This is a genomic window from Janthinobacterium sp. BJB401 (genome assembly GCF_013372745.1).
Classification (GTDB): domain Bacteria; phylum Pseudomonadota; class Gammaproteobacteria; order Burkholderiales; family Burkholderiaceae_D; genus Janthinobacterium; species Janthinobacterium rivuli.
Genome location: NZ_JABXFH010000076.1, coordinates 1 through 15,686, shown reverse-complemented (window position 1 = coordinate 15,686; position 15,686 = coordinate 1). Strand labels below are relative to the sequence as shown.

General features: G+C 63.0%; 12 protein-coding genes. 4 read left to right on the top strand and 8 right to left on the bottom strand.

The genetic code is table 11. From position 1 onward, the window contains the following. The 4 genes from HWE17_RS27245 to HWE17_RS27230 form a co-directional block, all read right to left on the bottom strand. The coding region (locus HWE17_RS27245; protein WP_217916909.1) for a hypothetical protein at nucleotides 1-3,916 on the bottom strand (3,916 nt) is incomplete at its 3' end. A gap of 759 nt (nucleotides 3,917-4,675) precedes the next feature. Next, nucleotides 4,676-5,677 (bottom strand): hypothetical protein, encoded by a 1,002-nt coding sequence (locus HWE17_RS27240; protein WP_176390938.1) that lies wholly within the window; start codon nucleotides 5,675-5,677, stop codon nucleotides 4,676-4,678. Next, a complete protein-coding gene (locus tag HWE17_RS27235) occupies nucleotides 5,674-6,546 on the bottom strand; it encodes an ABC transporter ATP-binding protein (protein ID WP_176390937.1) in 873 nt (290 codons plus the stop codon). Before HWE17_RS27235 ends, HWE17_RS27240 begins: the two co-directional genes overlap by 4 nt. Continuing rightward, nucleotides 6,543-6,923 (bottom strand): GntR family transcriptional regulator, encoded by a 381-nt coding sequence (locus HWE17_RS27230; RefSeq protein WP_034784016.1) that lies wholly within the window; start codon nucleotides 6,921-6,923, stop codon nucleotides 6,543-6,545. Before HWE17_RS27230 ends, HWE17_RS27235 begins: the two co-directional genes overlap by 4 nt. 225 nt (nucleotides 6,924-7,148) lie before the next feature. On the opposite strand from HWE17_RS27230, the gene HWE17_RS27225 reads away from it, so the two are divergent. Next, nucleotides 7,149-9,425 (top strand): hypothetical protein, encoded by a 2,277-nt coding sequence (locus tag HWE17_RS27225; RefSeq protein WP_176390936.1) that lies wholly within the window; start codon nucleotides 7,149-7,151, stop codon nucleotides 9,423-9,425. Here the strand turns inward: HWE17_RS27225 and HWE17_RS27220 are convergent. From HWE17_RS27220 to HWE17_RS27205, 4 genes are all read right to left on the bottom strand, one after another. Then, complete coding sequence (locus tag HWE17_RS27220) at nucleotides 9,422-10,171, bottom strand: DUF72 domain-containing protein (protein WP_176390935.1); 750 nt, start codon at nucleotides 10,169-10,171, stop codon at nucleotides 9,422-9,424. The genes HWE17_RS27225 and HWE17_RS27220 overlap by 4 nt on opposite strands. A 69-nt stretch (nucleotides 10,172-10,240) precedes the next feature. Continuing rightward, the gene (locus HWE17_RS27215) at nucleotides 10,241-10,996 is read right to left on the bottom strand and encodes a UDP-2,3-diacylglucosamine diphosphatase (RefSeq protein ID WP_176390934.1); all 756 of its coding nucleotides are present in this window, start codon (nucleotides 10,994-10,996) and stop codon (nucleotides 10,241-10,243) included. Nucleotides 10,997-11,082: 86 nt separating this feature from the next. Further along, on the bottom strand, nucleotides 11,083-11,574 hold the full coding sequence (locus HWE17_RS27210) for a peptidylprolyl isomerase (protein WP_034756945.1): 492 nt from the start codon (nucleotides 11,572-11,574) through the stop codon (nucleotides 11,083-11,085). 71 nt (nucleotides 11,575-11,645) lie between these two features. Further along, nucleotides 11,646-12,275, bottom strand: coding sequence for a peptidylprolyl isomerase (locus HWE17_RS27205; RefSeq protein WP_176390933.1), 630 nt, complete (start codon nucleotides 12,273-12,275; stop codon nucleotides 11,646-11,648). Nucleotides 12,276-12,554: 279 nt separating this feature from the next. Between HWE17_RS27205 and cysS the strand changes: the two genes are divergently transcribed. The 3 genes from cysS to HWE17_RS27190 form a co-directional block, all read left to right on the top strand. Then, nucleotides 12,555-13,952, top strand: a complete 1,398-nt coding sequence (gene cysS, locus HWE17_RS27200) for a cysteine--tRNA ligase (RefSeq protein WP_176390932.1) — start codon at nucleotides 12,555-12,557, stop codon at nucleotides 13,950-13,952. Next, entirely contained in the window at nucleotides 13,952-14,671 is a 720-nt protein-coding gene (locus HWE17_RS27195; RefSeq protein ID WP_217916910.1) for a DNA-3-methyladenine glycosylase, read from the top strand. Before cysS ends, HWE17_RS27195 begins: the two co-directional genes overlap by 1 nt. A 54-nt stretch (nucleotides 14,672-14,725) precedes the next feature. Continuing rightward, nucleotides 14,726-15,686, top strand: a 961-nt coding sequence (locus HWE17_RS27190; RefSeq protein ID WP_176390931.1) for an acetyl-CoA carboxylase carboxyltransferase subunit alpha, incomplete at its 3' end; no start/stop codon positions are given.

Genomic DNA, 15,686 nt, shown 5'->3' with positions numbered 1-15,686 from the left:
TGGCTGCTGTCGAGGCGGCAGCCGCGTCATCGGCCTGCGCCGATTGCGCGGCGGCGAGCGACAAGGATGCCGTGGTGGCGGCGAGGGTGGCCGCCAGCGCTGCCGCCACATCGAAAGGATGGGCCTGCGAATAAGCGGCCAGGGAAGCGGCATTCGCGGCATCGTTGTTGGCGACGGTGGTCAGGGCGGCGGCATCCGTCAAGGCGGCCTTGGTGGCCGCCACGGTGGCGGCCGTGACGTTGAGCGTGTGGGCCGTCCCCAGCAGGACGGCGTCGGTGAGGCCGGCGACGGCGGCGGCGGCCGTGGAGGCGGTGGCATTGACTGTCGCTGCCAGGCCCAGGGCGACGGCGTCCGTCAGGTTGGCCGTCGTTTGCGCCGCGGTGGCGGCGGCCGCATCGACGGTCGCTACCAGGCCCAGGGCGACGGCGTCGGTCAGGGCGGCCGTGGCCGCTGCCGTGTTGGCGGCGGCCGTGGCGGCTGGCGAGACGGTGCCCAGCGCCACGGCGTCGGTCAGGCCGGCAACGGCGGCAGCGGTGCTGGCGGCCGTGTTGGCGGCCGTCGATACGAGGCCCAGCGCCACGGCGTCGGTCAGGTTGGCCGTCGTTTGCAGGGCGGCAGCGGCAGCCGCGTCGGCCGTGGCGACCAGGCCCAGTGCCGTGGCGTCCGTCAGCGAGGCGGTGGCGGCAGCCGTATTGGCGGCCGTGGTGGCAGCGGTCGAGAGGGTGCCCAGGGCTACCGCATCGGTCAGGTTGGCAACATTCGTCGCCGTATTGGCGGCGGCTGCGGCGGCCGTGGCGAGCAGGCCCAGTGCGGCGGCATCCGTCAGGTTGGCCGTTGTCTGCAGGGTGGCGGCCACGGTGGCATCGGCGGTCGAGATCAGGCCCAGCGCCGTGGCGTCCGTCAGCGCCGCCAGGCTGGCTGCCGAGGAGGCGACCAGCGCATCGGCATTCGAGATGAGGCTCAGCGCGGTGGCATCGGTCTGGCCAGCCGTCGTCAAGGCCAGGGCCGCGGCCGCGTCGGCGGCCGTCGAGACGAGGCCCAGTGCCACGGCGTCGGTCAGGTTGGCCGTGTTTTGCGCAGCCGTGGCTGCCGCTTGTGCCAAGGTATTGGCAGCGCTCAGCGTGTTGACGGCGGTCTGGGCGGCAAGTTCAGCGGCGGCGTCGGTGGTGGAAATGAGGCCCAGCGCGCCGGCATCGCTCAATGCGGCAGTGGCGGCGGCGGCAGTGGCGGCAGCCTGCGCCGCGGCAGCCGCGCTGACGGCCGAGATGTCGATCCCGTCCAGCCCGGCGGCTATTTCCGCGGCCGAGACGGCAGATGCCGCCGTGGCGATGAGTGCATCGGCATCGGTCGCGGCGGCGATGGCTTGCAGGCCGGTGGCCGTCAGCGCATCGGCGGTGGAGATGCCGGCAAGAATGGTGGCATCGAACAGGGCGGCAGTGACATCGGCGTTATCGGCGCCGAGCTGCAAGCTATTGACGGTGGCCGTCAGATCGAGCACGCTGGTTTGGCCAGCCGTGACGTTGGCGGCCAGGGCGGCGAGGTTGGCGAGATTGAAGGCATTGAGCGCGACATTGACGTCCAGCAGGCTGGCTTGCGCATTCGCGGCATCGGCATCGGCATCGGCCTGGTCGGCCGCTTGCTGCAGGGCGACGACATCGGTCTGGTCGGCCACTGTTTGCGCATTCGCCGCATCGCTGGCGGCGGCTGCGTCGGCAGCGGCCAGGGCGGCCGCATCCGTCTGGTTGGCCGTCGTTTGCGCCGTCAGCGCGGCGGCGGCATCGGCGTCGGAAATCACTTGCAGGGCGGCCGCGTCCGTCAATGCCGCTTGCGTGGCGGCGCTGGCGGCCGTGCTGGCGGCTGCATCGGCCGTGATTTGCAGGGCGGCCGCGTCGCTCAGGCTGGCCGTGACGACGGCATTAGCCGCCACCGTGGCGGCAAGGGCAGCGGCCGCGTCGAGCGCGGCGGCATCGCTACTGGCGGCCAGGGCGGCGGCGGCCGCCGTGGCGGCATCGGCATCGGAAATCAGGGCCAGCGCGGCCGCATCCGTCAGGCCGGCCTGGAGTTGCGCGGCGTCCGATGCCAGGGTGGCGGCATCGGCGATCAGGCCCAGGGTGGGCGCGTCCGTCATGTTCGCTTGCGTCTGGGCATTGGCGGCGTTTGTCGCGGCGGCATTGGCTGCCGCTTGCAGGGCGACGGCGTCGGTGGCGTTGGCGATGGTGGCGTCCTGGGCGGCAACGCCGGCGGCGGCATCGGCTGCCATGCTCAAGGTGACGGCGTCGGTCAGCCCCGCCTGCGTGGCGGCGGCGGTGGCTGCGTTCGCGGCGGCGGTGGCGGCGATACCCAGTGCCGTGGCGTCGCTGGCATTGGCCGCTGTCGCCGCATCGGCGGCGGCCGTGGCGGCGGCGCTGGCGGCGGCGGCCAGGGCGGCGGCATCGGTCACATCGGCAAGTTCGGTCGCGGCGGCAGACGCGGCGGCATCCGCATCCGAGATGAGGGCCAGAGCGTCGGCATCGGTAAAGCTGGCCTGGATGCCTGCGGCGACGGCGGCGTTGGCGGCGGCCGTTGCCGCCAGGTCCAGCGCGGCGGCGTCCGTGGCATTGGCCAGCGCCGTGGCGGCGGCAGCGGCGGCGGCATCGTTGGCCGCGATGACGCCAAGGGCTGCCGCATCGGTCAGCGCTGCCTGGGTGTTGGCCGCGGCGGCGACCACGTCGGCGGCATCGGCGACGGCTTGCAGCGCCGGGGCGTTGCTCTGGTCCGCTTGCGTTTGCGCCGCATCGGCAGCGGCGTGCGCGGCGGCGGCATTGGCGGCGGCCGTGGCGGCGGCCGCATCGGCATTTTGCGCCGAGGTGGTGGCGGCCAGGGATATGGCGGCGGTGGCGGCCGCGGCGGCGGCCGCGCTGTCGTCATCCGTGGCGGCGCCAGCGGCCGCTTGCGCGCCGGGGACGACGGCCGCCGTGCTGGCCGCCAGCGTGTCGTCGCTGGTGGCGTTATTGGCGGCGAGCAAAGCTGCCGCCGCCGCAGCGGCGGCCTGCGCCGCCAGTTGGTCGGCCAGGATGGCGGCATTCGCCGCTGCCAGCGAAGCTGCTGCCGTGGCCGCTGCCGCAGCGGCGGCGGCGTCATCGGCCAAAGCATTGTTGGCGGCGGCGACAGCCGCGGCGGCGGCCAGTATGGCTGCGTCGGTGACGACGGTGGTGGTGGATTGATTGCCCGTGCCACCGCCGGTCGAGCCGCCCGTGCCACCGGTGCCGCCTGTACCTCCTGTCCCCGTGCCACCGCCGGTACCGCCAGTGCCCGTGCCGCCGCCAGTGCCGCCGGTGCCCGTGCCACCGCCGGTGCCACCACCGGTACCGCCCGTGCCACCGGTGCCGGAGCCGCCCGCTGCTGCGCCACCGCCTCCGCCACCGCCTGCCGCGGCGGCAACCAGGCCAAGGCCGCCGAGCGCGCCCAGCACGCCAAGTCCGCCCAGCCCGCCTGCAGCGCCGGCACCTGCACCCGCGCCAGCCGAAGCCCCGGCGACATCGACCACACTGCCGCTGGGGATGCCGGCCGCCCCGGCGCCAGCACCAGCGGCGCCACCGTTGTTGTCGCTTTGCGGCGTGCCGGAATCGGCACCGCCGTTGCCCGCCTGGCCGGCGGCCGCACCACTGCCGCCGGCTGCCAGGGCGGCTGCGGCAGCCAGCGCCGCGGCCGTGCCCAGGGCGGCGGCATTGCCGCTTTCGGCGCTTCCCGTGACTTCCACGACATTTTCAGGCGGCATGGTCGCGCTGGCATCGGCCCCTTTGATCAGTTCGTCTTCGTCATACTGCTTGCGCTCGCCGTCTTTTGGATTGACGGCTTTTTTTGCCGGCGTCGTGATCCTGGCGGCTGCGCCTTCGGCATTGACGGGAACTTGGGCTGGATTTTGGGTGGTGGCCATTTGGAAGTCTCCGGAAAAGGTTATGTACTCGTTCAATTTTCTAAAATAATAAAAAATCAATAATCTGATTCGATTCCTTGCTTGCTCCGGCGAGGCTTGGGCCGTGGTCGAACTTGGGTGTTACCGATGTCGATAGTGGCAAGTAAAACATAACTGGCAAAAAAACGCTGGCACAACAGAACATTTATTTAGAAACTATAAAAATGCCATTTTTATAGTTGTTTCATGCGGCATCATTTTTTTGTCTTTTGTTTCTATTGCAACTGGATTGCCAGCTGATATTCACTCGCGGGGCGCGGTATTTACAGGCGATGCCTATCTTCTCCCACTCTGATGATAGTTTCAATTCTGAAACTTTCAATTTCATTTTTATCATTTTTCATGACTCTATTCTGTCAAGCTTTGCTTTCACCAATCATCACGAATTGTCACGAAATGGAGCTTTCCGGCTGAATCTGCCAACATACGCCAGTGTTTCTGCGTCTTTTATCCAAAAAACATATCGCTATCGAATTGCTAGTTGTTGCTTTTTTGTGTGGTGATTATCAAATGTGATTGGGAATAAAATACGATAGAAATAATTATTTGTAATTATCATATCGATTTATTACTATCGATCGGATAGCCGGTATTGAATGAAAAGGATTTTTCATAATAACTATCAATGAAGTAGTTATTGTTTCATTGACTTGAATGGGGCGGAAAATGCAAAACGCCCCGACGGGCGGGGCGTTTTTTAGGGCAAGAGACAGTGCGCTGTCAGCCTTCCTCGCGCCAGCGGCGCAGGCGGATGGCGGCGTAAATCAGCGCCGCACCTGCCACCGCGCCCAGCCAGACGGCAGGCAAGGCCAGGCTCGACCAGGAATTGCTGAAGACATCGATGCGTGTCATGTGCGATCCCCCTTCCGCCAGGGCGTGCATGCGTGGCAGCAGTTCCGGCTCGAATAGATACCAGCTGCCGGGAAGAGTGCCCAGTAGGGCGCGCCCGATGACATTCATCTGTATCCAGTCGACGCCGCTTTCCGTCTGCGCCAGTTTGCCGGCCCAGACGGTCAGGATGAGCAGCAGCAGCGGCACCCCGACGGCCCACAGGAAGACTTTCGACTTGGCCCAGCTCGATACCATCAGCAGCCAGCCGACCGTCGGCAAGGCCCACAGGCAATATACGGGCAGCAAGCCGAACACGCGCAGCGGTCCCAGGTACAGGCCGGGGGTGGCCAGCAGTTCGGCAAACACGTGGATGCCGTTGGCCGCCAGCACGCCGCTGAGGATCAGGATCAGGGCCAGCGACGTCAGGCTGGCGGCGGCGGCCACGATCAGCGGCGCGACCAGCAGGGCGACGGCCGCTTTCGACAGCACCGTCTGCGCATCCGAGATGGGCAGCGACTTCCAGAACAGCACGCTGCGGTCGCGGCGGTCGTCATGCAGGGCGCTCAGGCAATAGAAAAACACGAGGAAACCCAGCGCCAGGAACAGCGGCGCGGCCGCGTACGTATAGTTGTTGGCGACGGCGTCGATGATTTCCGTGCGGCGCGGACCAAAGGAGCGCGTATTGAAGACGGTACTCCAGGAAATTTCCTCGCCGTTGACGATGAGTGCCGTGCGCATCTTGGTCTTGGCGATGGTGCCTATCGCCATCAGGGAGCCCAGCACCGTCATGACGACGCCGATCAGGGCCGGCGTCCACACCAGCATGCCCTTGTGTTCCCACAACTCGCGACGGAGCAGCCATTGCATCTTGTTTACAGGGGAAATACTCATTGGTACGATCCTTTCATGGTCGCGACAAACAGGTCAGCCAGGCTGGGCGTGCGTACTTCGCCGAGGGCCGCCAGCTGGGTGCGGGCGACGCCATCGAACAGCATCACCGACTTGCCGAACACGCTGCGTTCGCTGATCGGCTGCAGGGCGCGCGCCGGATTGACGTGCTGCGGGCCCACCATCACCTCGATGTAGCGCTCGCCTACTTCTTCCATGCTCGACGCCAGCACGATCTGGCCGTCGCGAATGAACATCAGGTCGCTGAGGATGTGTTCCACTTCCTCGATCTGGTGCGTGGTGATGACGATGGTCTTGTTTTCATCGAAATAGTCTTCCAGCAGGTTCTGGTAGAACTGCTTGCGGTAAAGAATGTCCAGGCCCAGGGTCGGCTCGTCGAGCACCAGCAGTTTGGCGTCGATGGCCATCACCAGCGCCAGGTGCAGTTGCACCACCATGCCCTTCGACATGGCCTTGACCTTCATTTTCGGCGACAGTTTGGTGTGGGCCAGGTAGCGTTCAGCCTTGCTGCGGTCGAAACGTGGATGCACGCCGGCAACGAAATCGATGGCGTCGGCCACGCGCAGCCAGCCCGGCAAAATCGCCACGTCGGCGATGAAGCACACGTCATCCATCAGCGCGTCGCGCTGCGTGCGCGGGTCGCGCCCCAGCACCGACAGATCGCCTTCGAAACCCGTCAGGCCCAGGATGGCTTTCAGGGTGGTGGTCTTGCCGGAGCCGTTAGGCCCGATCAAGCCGACGATGCGCCCCGGCGCGATATCGAAGCTGATGCCATTGATGGCCACCTGCTTGCCATACTGCTTGCGCAGGCCGCGCGCGCTGATGACGCTGTCCTTGTTCAATGCATTCATGCGTTCTCTCCGTGTGCGCCGGCGTCGCGGCTCGCTTGCAATAGTTGATCGAGGTCAAGGCCCAGGCGCGTGATGTGTTCCAGCAAGGCTGGCCATTCTTCGCGCAGGAAGCGTTCGCGTTCACTGGCCAGCAATTTGTCGCGGGCGCCTTCCAGTACATACATGCCGAGTCCTCTGCGTTTTTCCACCAGGGCATCGTCGACCAGTTCCTGGTAGGCGCGCGAGACCGTGATGGGATTCAATTGATAATCGGCCGCCACCTGGCGCACCGAAGGCAAGGCGTCGCCAGATTGCAGCACGCCATCGAGCATCATGCCCACTACCCTGGCCTTGAGCTGGCGGTAGATGGGGCTATTGTCATTCCATTCCGCGCTCATGGGATGCGCTCCGACAAGGGTGGGGCGGTGCGGCGCATGAAAAATGCTGTAGACATCGAAGCTCCGTGATGTATTGAGTTGGTGTTGTAGTTAACTATAACAGTGAAAATTCAAATGTCAACATATTCATGTTTTTCTATCTACAAGGAAACTATAATGTTGCGTGTTTGAAAATTTTACTTGATAACTTTTGGCGTGCATGTCGCCGCAACCATGAAAGCAGAAATGATAAATTGCTTTGGAGAAGTACAAAACCTGTTCAGGCGTGCCGGTGGCGGCGTCGCCCTGTTGGCGCTGCTGAGCGCCTGTGGCGGCGGTTCCGGCGGCGGCACGTCCACGCCGCCACCGACACCCGTGGTGCCGGTCGAGACGCCGCGCTATTTGCTGGGCGGCACGGTCAGCGGCCTGCTGCCTGGCGCCAGCGTCGTGCTGGCGAACGGCACGGATAAAGTGACCGTCACGGCCAACGGTCCGTTCAGCTTTGCCGGCAAGCTGGCGGCGGGCGCCAGTTATGAAGGCAAGGTCGACAGCGCTTCCGCAGGCCTCGCTTGCAGCATCGCGCAAGGCGCGGCGACCATGGGCAGCGCGGACGTCAGCAGCCTGGCCGTGCGTTGCCTACCGACTCTGCTGGCCGGCGTGCAGGAGCGGATCCAGCGTGTCGATGGCATGGCGCAGGATGGCGCGGGCAATTATTACTTCGCCGATGCTTCCACGCAGGTGATCCACAAACTGGCCCCCGACGGCAGCCTGAGTATCTACGCCGGCATGCCGGGCAAGGCTGGTGCCGTTGACGGGCCTGCCGCCAGCGCGACTTTTTACATGGGGGGCCGTGCACCGCTGGTGAGCGACGGCAAGGGGAACCTGTATGTGGCCGACACCTGCAATGGTCAGATAAGGAAAATTACGTCGGCTGGCGTGGTCAGTACACTGGCCGGCAAGCGCCGTGCCAATTGCAGTGCGACACCGGCAGAGCCGGATGGCGTGCCTGTGTATGCCGATGGGCCGGGGACGCAAGCCCGGTTTGGCGTGATCGCCAGCATGGTCATGGATCCGAACGGTGACTTGCTGCTCGTCGATGATGGACAGCTCCAGGTTCGCCGGGTGACGCCAGCTGGCGTGGTCAGTTCCTACATTGTCATGTTGGCCGAGCCGAATGGCCTGCCGCGCGCAGGACGAGTGGGCCAGATGGCAGTCGATGCCAACGGTGTCATTTACTTGAGCAACACTAACGGCAGCAAGATATATCGCCTTGATAATAATGGCGTGGCCTCCCTGGTTGCCGGAAATGCGATGACGACCGGCTATGACGGCAAGGGCGTCAATGCCAGCTTCAGGGGCGTGCGCGGCATGGTGTTTGAGCGTAGCGGCAATTTGTTGCTGGCCGACCGCGATGCCATCCGCCGCATGACGCCCGCTGGCGAGGTGACGACGGTGGTGGGGCGCTTGGTGCCTGACGCGGGAGGAAAATATCTCGACTGGAAAAGCCTGACCCAGATATCGATCGGGGATGCAGGCAACATGCTGGTCTTCGATGCCAGCCTGCTGCGCTTGAGCAGGGTGGATGCCGGCAACGGGATCGCGACTATTCCTCTCATGCTGAGCAGTATGGGGCCGGCGGACGGCGTGGGCGCCGCCGCCCGCGTGGGCAATGTCAGGGCCCCGGACATGTGCAGCGACCCAGCCGGGAATGTCTATCTGCTCGATGCGGCCAGCAAAGTGCTGCGCCGGCTGGCGCCGAACGGCAAGCTGGAAGTCTATGCGGGGATTGCCGGCCGCGCCGGCATCGACGATGGGGCGCGGCTCAGCGCGACCATGGCCGGCCCCGTGGCGATCGCTTGTGGTGCGGATGGCGCCGTGTATGTGGCGGACAAGGCGCTGAATTCCCCTTCCTTTAATTTGCGCAAGATCAATGCTGACGGGATCATGTCCACCGTCGAGCCATTGCCAGCAGGCGGTTTTGGCCTTCAGCAGTATATTCTGGCGGTGGACAAGGATGGCTATGTCACCTGGACGGAGGCTTTGAGCGGGGGGATTTATCGGCGCCCGCCTGGTGGCGTATTTTCCTTGTTTGTGTCCTTTGAAACGCTCACGCGCTCCTTCGGCGATAGCGATCTCGGCTTGCAAGATGTTTTGCCTTACAGCATGGTATTTGACAGCAAGGGGAATCTGTATTTTGATGACTATTATCATCAAGTGATCTTCAAGGCGGATCGTTCCGGCACCGTGACGGTGTTTGCCGGCACCTTGTACTCGACTAAAAATGCCGATGGTGGGCCTGGCGTGGGCAGCCTGTCCTTTGCCGGCATGCCCAGTCTGGCCGTCGACAAGGCCGACAACCTGTACCTGAGCGGCCAGGATGGCGTACGCAAGATCGATACGGCCGGGGTCATTTCCTCACCGCAACTGGCATGGGGCAATCCCATCGTGGAGGTTCTGGCTTTTGGCAACGGTACCTTGTATGGCTATACCGCCCGCGCTATCGTCCAGATGCCGGTGCCTTAAATGGCGCGATGCGCAGGCGCGGCTAATGAGTCCGACAGCCGCGCCTGCAAGTCCAGCGCATTGAACAGGGCGGCTCCGGCCGCCGTATTGTCGAAGATGCACCAGCTGTCCGCCTGCACCGATGCGTGCAATTCGGCGGCCAGCGCTGCCAGGTAATCGGCAGGGTAGTCCGAATAATATATTCTCGGGCTGCCGTGCAGGCGCAGGTAGGCCACGCTGGTCGTCGGCACGTGCGGGCCCGGCTGCCCGGCTGGTGGATCGGCGCGCACGCGGGTGATGCGCTGCATCTTCAATAGCTCGGTGGCGCCTGCCTCGAACCAGCTGGCATGGCGCGCCTCGCAAGCGAGCATGCCGTCGAAGCGCTGGCGCAGCGCATGGAAAAATGCGGCAGCCACGTCCGCTTCGAATCGCAGGCTGGGCGGCAGCTGGACCAGCACGCAGCCCAGTTTATTCCCCAGTTGCATCACTTCTCCCGCAAAACGATCGAGTTCGGCCGCACAGTCGCGCAAGCGCCGTTCGTGCGTGATGCTGCGCGGTAATTTCACGCTGAAGCGGAAGTGGTCGGGTACGCTGGCGGCCCAGCGCGCATAGGTGGCGCTCTGGTGCGAACGGTAGAAGGAACTGTTGATTTCCACGCAGCTGAGCACCTGGGCATAGCGCTGCAGATGGCTGCCATCGAGGGGGAAGTGGCTGGCGGCGGCGCTGGAAATACTCCAGCCGGCCGTGCCGATGTAAACAGGGTGCATGGCGCCATTACAGCAGGGCCAGGCGGGCGCGGCTATCGGACAAACGCCCGTGTCGCGGTCAGCGACCGTCTAGTCGATGAAGTCGCCATTCAGGTCGTGGCGCGTGATGTTGCCGCGCGTATCGATGGCGATCCAGCCGCCGCGCGGCTGTTGCGGCGGTGTCACATCGCATTCCCAGTCGGGCAAGACGTAGCGCAGGGTATCGTCGACTTTATGCAGGGCGGGGCGGTGCGTATGGCCGTGAATCATGACCGTGCTGGCGTGTTCGGCAAACACTTGCGCCACAGCATCGGACGTGACATCCATGATGTCCATGGCCTTTTCGCCATTGTGCTCGCGGCTGCTCTTGCGCAAACCGTCGATGATGGCCTTGCGCTGCGCCAGCGGCATGGACAGGAACTGTTTTTGCCAGGCGGGTTGGCGCACCATGGCGCGAAACTCCATGTATTGCACGTCTTTCGTGCATTCGGCGTCGCCATGCAGCAAGACGATGCGCCGGCCTGCAAGCGTGGCCACATGCGGTTCGCTGAGCAGGGTGGCGCCGGCGGCGGCCGCAAAGCCGGAGCCGACGAGAAAGTCGCGGTTGCCGGCGATCCAGTAGACGTGCACGCCCGCATCGCTGACGGCGCGGATGGCGGCCGTCATGCGCGCATTGAACGGGTCTTCCAGGTCATCGTCGCCGGCCCAGTATTCGAACAGGTCGCCTAATAGATACAGCGCTTGCGCATATTGCGCATGGTGTTCGAGGAAAGAAAGAAACGCCGCGCTGGTGCGCGGGTGCGAGCTCTGCAGATGCAGGTCGGAAATAAAGAGTGCGGCAGGCATTGTCATCGTTCAACGCTCCCCAAAAGTGATGTGCATGGAAAAGCGCAAACGCTGCAATGCCTGTTTTTCATGATGCGAAAGCCTGATTACGCGGCTTCTACCTTCTCGATGATGACGTCCGTCACTGGCACGTCGGCGAACATGCCGGCACGCGAGGTTTTCACGGCGCGGATGGCGTCGACGACTTCCTTGCCTTCGGTGACTTTACCGAACACGGCATAGCCCCAGCCGTCCTGGCCTGGGTAGTCGAGGAAGCTGTTGTTCTTGATGTTGATGAAGAACTGGGCCGATGCCGAATGCGGATCCGACGTGCGGGCCATGGCCAGCGTGTACGTGTCGTTTTTCAGGCCGTTCTTGGCTTCGTTTTCCACGGTGGTGTCGGCTGGCTTTTGTTTCATGCCTGGCTCGAAACCGCCGCCCTGGATCATGAAGCCATCGATGACGCGGTGGAAAATCGTGTTGTCGTAGTGACCGGCTTTCATGTAGGCCAGGAAGTTGGCAACCGTTTTCGGCGCTTTTTCGGCGTCCAGTTCAGCGGTGATCTTGCCCAGATTGGTGGTGATGATGACGGAGGTCATGATGATCCTTAATAAATTGGATGATAAATGATTCAACGGCCCGTGTCGTTCGGGGCCGCAAAAACGCTATTTTACAGTTTTGCGGGCGCTGTCTTGAGTAAAGTCGCCGATTCGATCACCACCGGGGTGACCGGCACGTTCTGGTGCGGACCCTTGTCGGCCACGGGCACGGCCTTGATCTTGTCGACCACGTCCATGCCACTGACGACTTTGCCGAACACCGTGTAGCCGAAGCCGTCGCGGCCAGGATAGTCGAGCGCGCCATTGTCGTTGACGTTGATAAAGAATTGCGCAGTGGCCGAATGCGGGTCGCCCGTGCGCGCCATGGCGATGCTGTAAGTGACATTCTGCAAGCCGTTTTGCGCTTCATTCTTGATCGGCGCCTTGGTGGCTTTCTGCTTCATGTTCTTGTCGAAGCCGCCGCCCTGTATCATGAAGCCGTCGATGACGCGGTGAAACACCGTGCCCTTGTAGTAACCGCTGTTGACGTACTGCAGGAAGTTGGCCACGCTTTTCGGCGCTTTTTCCTGGTCCAGTTCCAGCACGATCTCGCCCATGCTGGTTTTCAGGGCCACGTGCGGCGTCGGGTCGAGGGCGGTCGCCGGAGCGGCCGCCACGACGGCGCTGCCCAGGGTCAGGCCGGCAAACACGGTACAAAAGCGGGCCAGGAAAGACAGGCGTTTCGATTTGATTTCTTGCATGAAGGCGTCCTTGATCGTTATTTTTCTTTAAACTTGCTTTAATTGTAAAGAAATGAAAATTCGGTTGAACATCGTAAAAACCTGATTCATATCGGGCCAGTATGGTTTTTATCAATGTTATACTTGACCGCTAACGCCCTAATTCTAACAAACAAGAACAACAATATAGCGGGTCGACCAGTCTTCGGCGCACACGGCAGTTCAGTGGCGCGGCACCCCCGGTGTCCGCGCCTGTCTGTCGTTTTGCCAGGCTGGCGGCCGCTCCACTTGCAAAGCACGATGAGCAATCTAAAGATTTACAACACCCTGGCTCGCGAAAAGCAGGTATTCGTCCCGATGGAAGCGGGCAAGGTACGCATGTACGTGTGCGGCATGACCATCTACGACTATTGCCATATCGGCCATGCGCGCATGATGATGGCGTTCGACGTCATCTACCGCTGGCTGAAAGCGTCCGGTTTCGACGTCACCTATGTGCGCAACATTACGGACATCGACGACAAGATCATCCGCCGCGCCGTGGAAAACGGCGAGACGATTTCCCAGCTGACGACGCGTTTCACCCAGTACATGGATGAAGACACGGCCGCGCTGGGCATTTTGACACCCGACCACACGCCGCGCGCCACCGAATACGTGCCGCAGATGCTGCGCCTGATCGAGCAGCTGGAAGCGAAAGACCTGGCTTACCAGGGCGCGGACGGCGATGTGAACTATGCCGTGCGCAATTTCCCCCACTACGGCAAGCTGTCGGGCAAGTCGCTCGACGACCTGCGCGCGGGCGAAAGAGTCGACGTGAACACGGGCAAGCGCGATCCGCTCGACTTCGTGCTGTGGAAGTCGTCGAAAGAATCGGAACCGGAAGAAGTCAAATGGGATTCGAAGTGGGGCCGCGGCCGCCCGGGCTGGCATATCGAGTGCTCGGCCATGTCCTGCGCCTTGCTCGGTGAACAGTTCGACATCCATGGCGGCGGCGCGGACTTGCAATTCCCGCACCACGAAAACGAGATTGCCCAATCCGAAGGCGCGTTCGGCCATACCAGCGTCAATTACTGGATCCATAACGGCTTCGTGCGCCTGGACAATGAAAAAATGTCCAAGTCGCTCGGCAATTTCTTTACCATCCGCGAAGTGCTGCAAAAGTTCGATGCCGAAGTGATCCGCTTCTTCATCCTGCGCGCGCACTACCGCAGCCCCCTGAATTACTCGGACGTGCACCTCGATGACGCGCGCCTGTCGCTGACCCGTTTGTACACGGCGCTGGCCGACGTAGCGGTGGAAGAGGGCGCCATCGACTGGAATGAAGCCCACGCCGTGCGCGTGCGCGAAGCGATGGACGACGATTTCAACACGCCGCTGGCCGTGGCCGCCCTGTTCGACCTGGCAACGGAAGTGAACAAGAGCAAGTCGCCAGCCCTGGCGCGTCAATTGAAGGGCCTGGCGGGCGTATTCGGCTTGCTGGAACGCACGCCGCAGCAATTCCTGCAAGCGACCGTCGGCGCCGCCGCCGGCGTCCAGGACGAGGCTGCCGGCATCGAAGCGGCCATCGCGGCGCGCAGCACGGCGAAAAAGGCACGCGACTTTGCGCAGTCCGACAAGATCCGCGCCGAACTGTTGGCGGCGGGCATCATTCTCGAAGACAAGCCTGACGGCTCGACCAACTGGCGCCGCGCATGATGCCTACGTCCAGGGAAAACGGGGAAGCCCCCAAGGTGACGGACTTGGCGCAAGTGATCCAGGTGCCGTCCTACTGGGAAGAGGCGAAGATCGAGCTGATGAAGCGCGACCGCATCATGAAAAAGCTCATCCCGCAATTTGGCGACCTGCACCTGGTCGGCCATAGCGACCCGTTTACTACCCTGGCCCGTTCGCTGGTGGGGCAGCAGATCACGCCCAAGGCGGCCGATGCTGCCTGGAAAAAGCTGCTGCTCGCTTGCCCGAAATGCACGCCCTCGCAAGTGCTGAAGGCGGGCGCCGAGCAACTGTCCGCCTGCGGCTTGTCCAAACGCAAGACCGAATACATCCTCGACCTGGCCGACCATTTCAAGGCCAAGCGCGTGCACGCGAGCCAGTGGGACCAGATGGATGACGAAGCCGTCATCGCCGAACTGGTGCAGATCCGCGGCATCGGCCGCTGGACAGCCGAGATGTTTTTGATATTTAATCTGTTACGGCCGAATGTCTTGCCGCTCGACGACCCCGGTTTGATCCAGGGCATCAGCGTCAATTATTTCTCCGGTGAACCAGTTTCCCGCAGCGATGCGCGCGAAGTTTCCGCCAATTGGGAACCGTGGCGCACCGTGGCGACGTGGTATTTGTGGCGCAGTCTCGACCCTGCAGCCGCCCCTGCCGCACCCGATGCAGCCCCCGGCGCAGCAGCCGGTACGGTAAAATAAACATAGATGACGCCGCGCGCCCTGGCGCCGTGGCCGGTAAAACCTGGAGGTACAATGACTAAAACGACTTTCCTCAATTTTGAACAGCCGATCGCGGAACTCGATTCCAAGATCGAAGAGTTGCGCTTCGTGCAAGACGATTCGGCCGTCGACATCTCGGAAGAGATCGACCGCCTGGCCAAGAAGAGCCAGCAGCTGACCAAAGATATCTACGCCAAGCTGACGCCTTGGCAAGTGGCGCAGATCGCGCGCCACCCGCAGCGCCCTTACACCATGGATTACGTGAATGAAATCTTTACCGATTTCCACGAATTGCATGGCGACCGCAGCTACGCGGACGATCTGTCCGTCGTCGGCGGCCTGGCCCGCTTCAATGGCCAGCCGTGCATGGTCATCGGTCACCAGAAGGGCCGCGACACGAAAGAGCGCGCCATGCGCAATTTCGGCATGCCGAAGCCGGAAGGCTACCGCAAGGCCATGCGCCTGATGAAAGTGGCTGAAAAGTTCAACCTGCCGATCTTTACTTTTGTTGACACGCCAGGCGCCTTCCCCGGCATCGACGCGGAAGAGCGCGGCCAGTCGGAAGCCATCGGCCACAACCTGTACGTGATGGCCGAACTGAAAGTACCGCTGATCGCCACCATCATCGGTGAAGGCGGTTCCGGCGGCGCACTGGCGATTGCCGTGGGCGACGCCGTGCTGATGCTGCAATACTCGACCTACGCCGTGATCTCGCCGGAAGGCTGCGCCTCGATCCTGTGGAAGAGCGCCGAGCGCGCCTCCGACGCGGCCGAAGCGCTGGGTTTGACGGCGCACCGCCTGAAAGCCATGGGCCTGATCGACAAGATCATCAATGAACCGCTGGGCGGCGCCCACCGCGATCCGAAACAGATGGCGACCTTGCTCAAGCGCGCACTGGCCGACACCCTGCGCCAGTTCCACGGCATGAAAACCAAGGACCTGCTGGCCGCGCGCCATGAAAAACTGCTGAGCTACGGCAAGTTCAAGGAAACGA

Excerpts from the sequence above, each read along its gene's own strand:
- HWE17_RS27240 (WP_176390938.1), bottom strand. The coding sequence starts at position 5,677 with ATGAGTATTTCCCCTGTAAACAAGATGCAATGGCTGCTCCGTCGCGAG.
- HWE17_RS27235 (WP_176390937.1), bottom strand. The coding sequence starts at position 6,546 with ATGAATGCATTGAACAAGGACAGCGTCATCAGCGCGCGCGGCCTGCGC.
- HWE17_RS27230 (WP_034784016.1), bottom strand. The coding sequence starts at position 6,923 with ATGAGCGCGGAATGGAATGACAATAGCCCCATCTACCGCCAGCTCAAG.
- HWE17_RS27225 (WP_176390936.1), top strand. The coding sequence starts at position 7,149 with ATGATAAATTGCTTTGGAGAAGTACAAAACCTGTTCAGGCGTGCCGGT.
- HWE17_RS27220 (WP_176390935.1), bottom strand. The coding sequence starts at position 10,171 with ATGCACCCTGTTTACATCGGCACGGCCGGCTGGAGTATTTCCAGCGCC.
- HWE17_RS27215 (WP_176390934.1), bottom strand. The coding sequence starts at position 10,996 with ATGCCTGCCGCACTCTTTATTTCCGACCTGCATCTGCAGAGCTCGCAC.
- HWE17_RS27210 (WP_034756945.1), bottom strand. The coding sequence starts at position 11,574 with ATGACCTCCGTCATCATCACCACCAATCTGGGCAAGATCACCGCTGAA.
- HWE17_RS27205 (WP_176390933.1), bottom strand. The coding sequence starts at position 12,275 with ATGCAAGAAATCAAATCGAAACGCCTGTCTTTCCTGGCCCGCTTTTGT.
- cysS (WP_176390932.1), top strand. The coding sequence starts at position 12,555 with ATGAGCAATCTAAAGATTTACAACACCCTGGCTCGCGAAAAGCAGGTA.
- HWE17_RS27195 (WP_217916910.1), top strand. The coding sequence starts at position 13,952 with ATGCCTACGTCCAGGGAAAACGGGGAAGCCCCCAAGGTGACGGACTTG.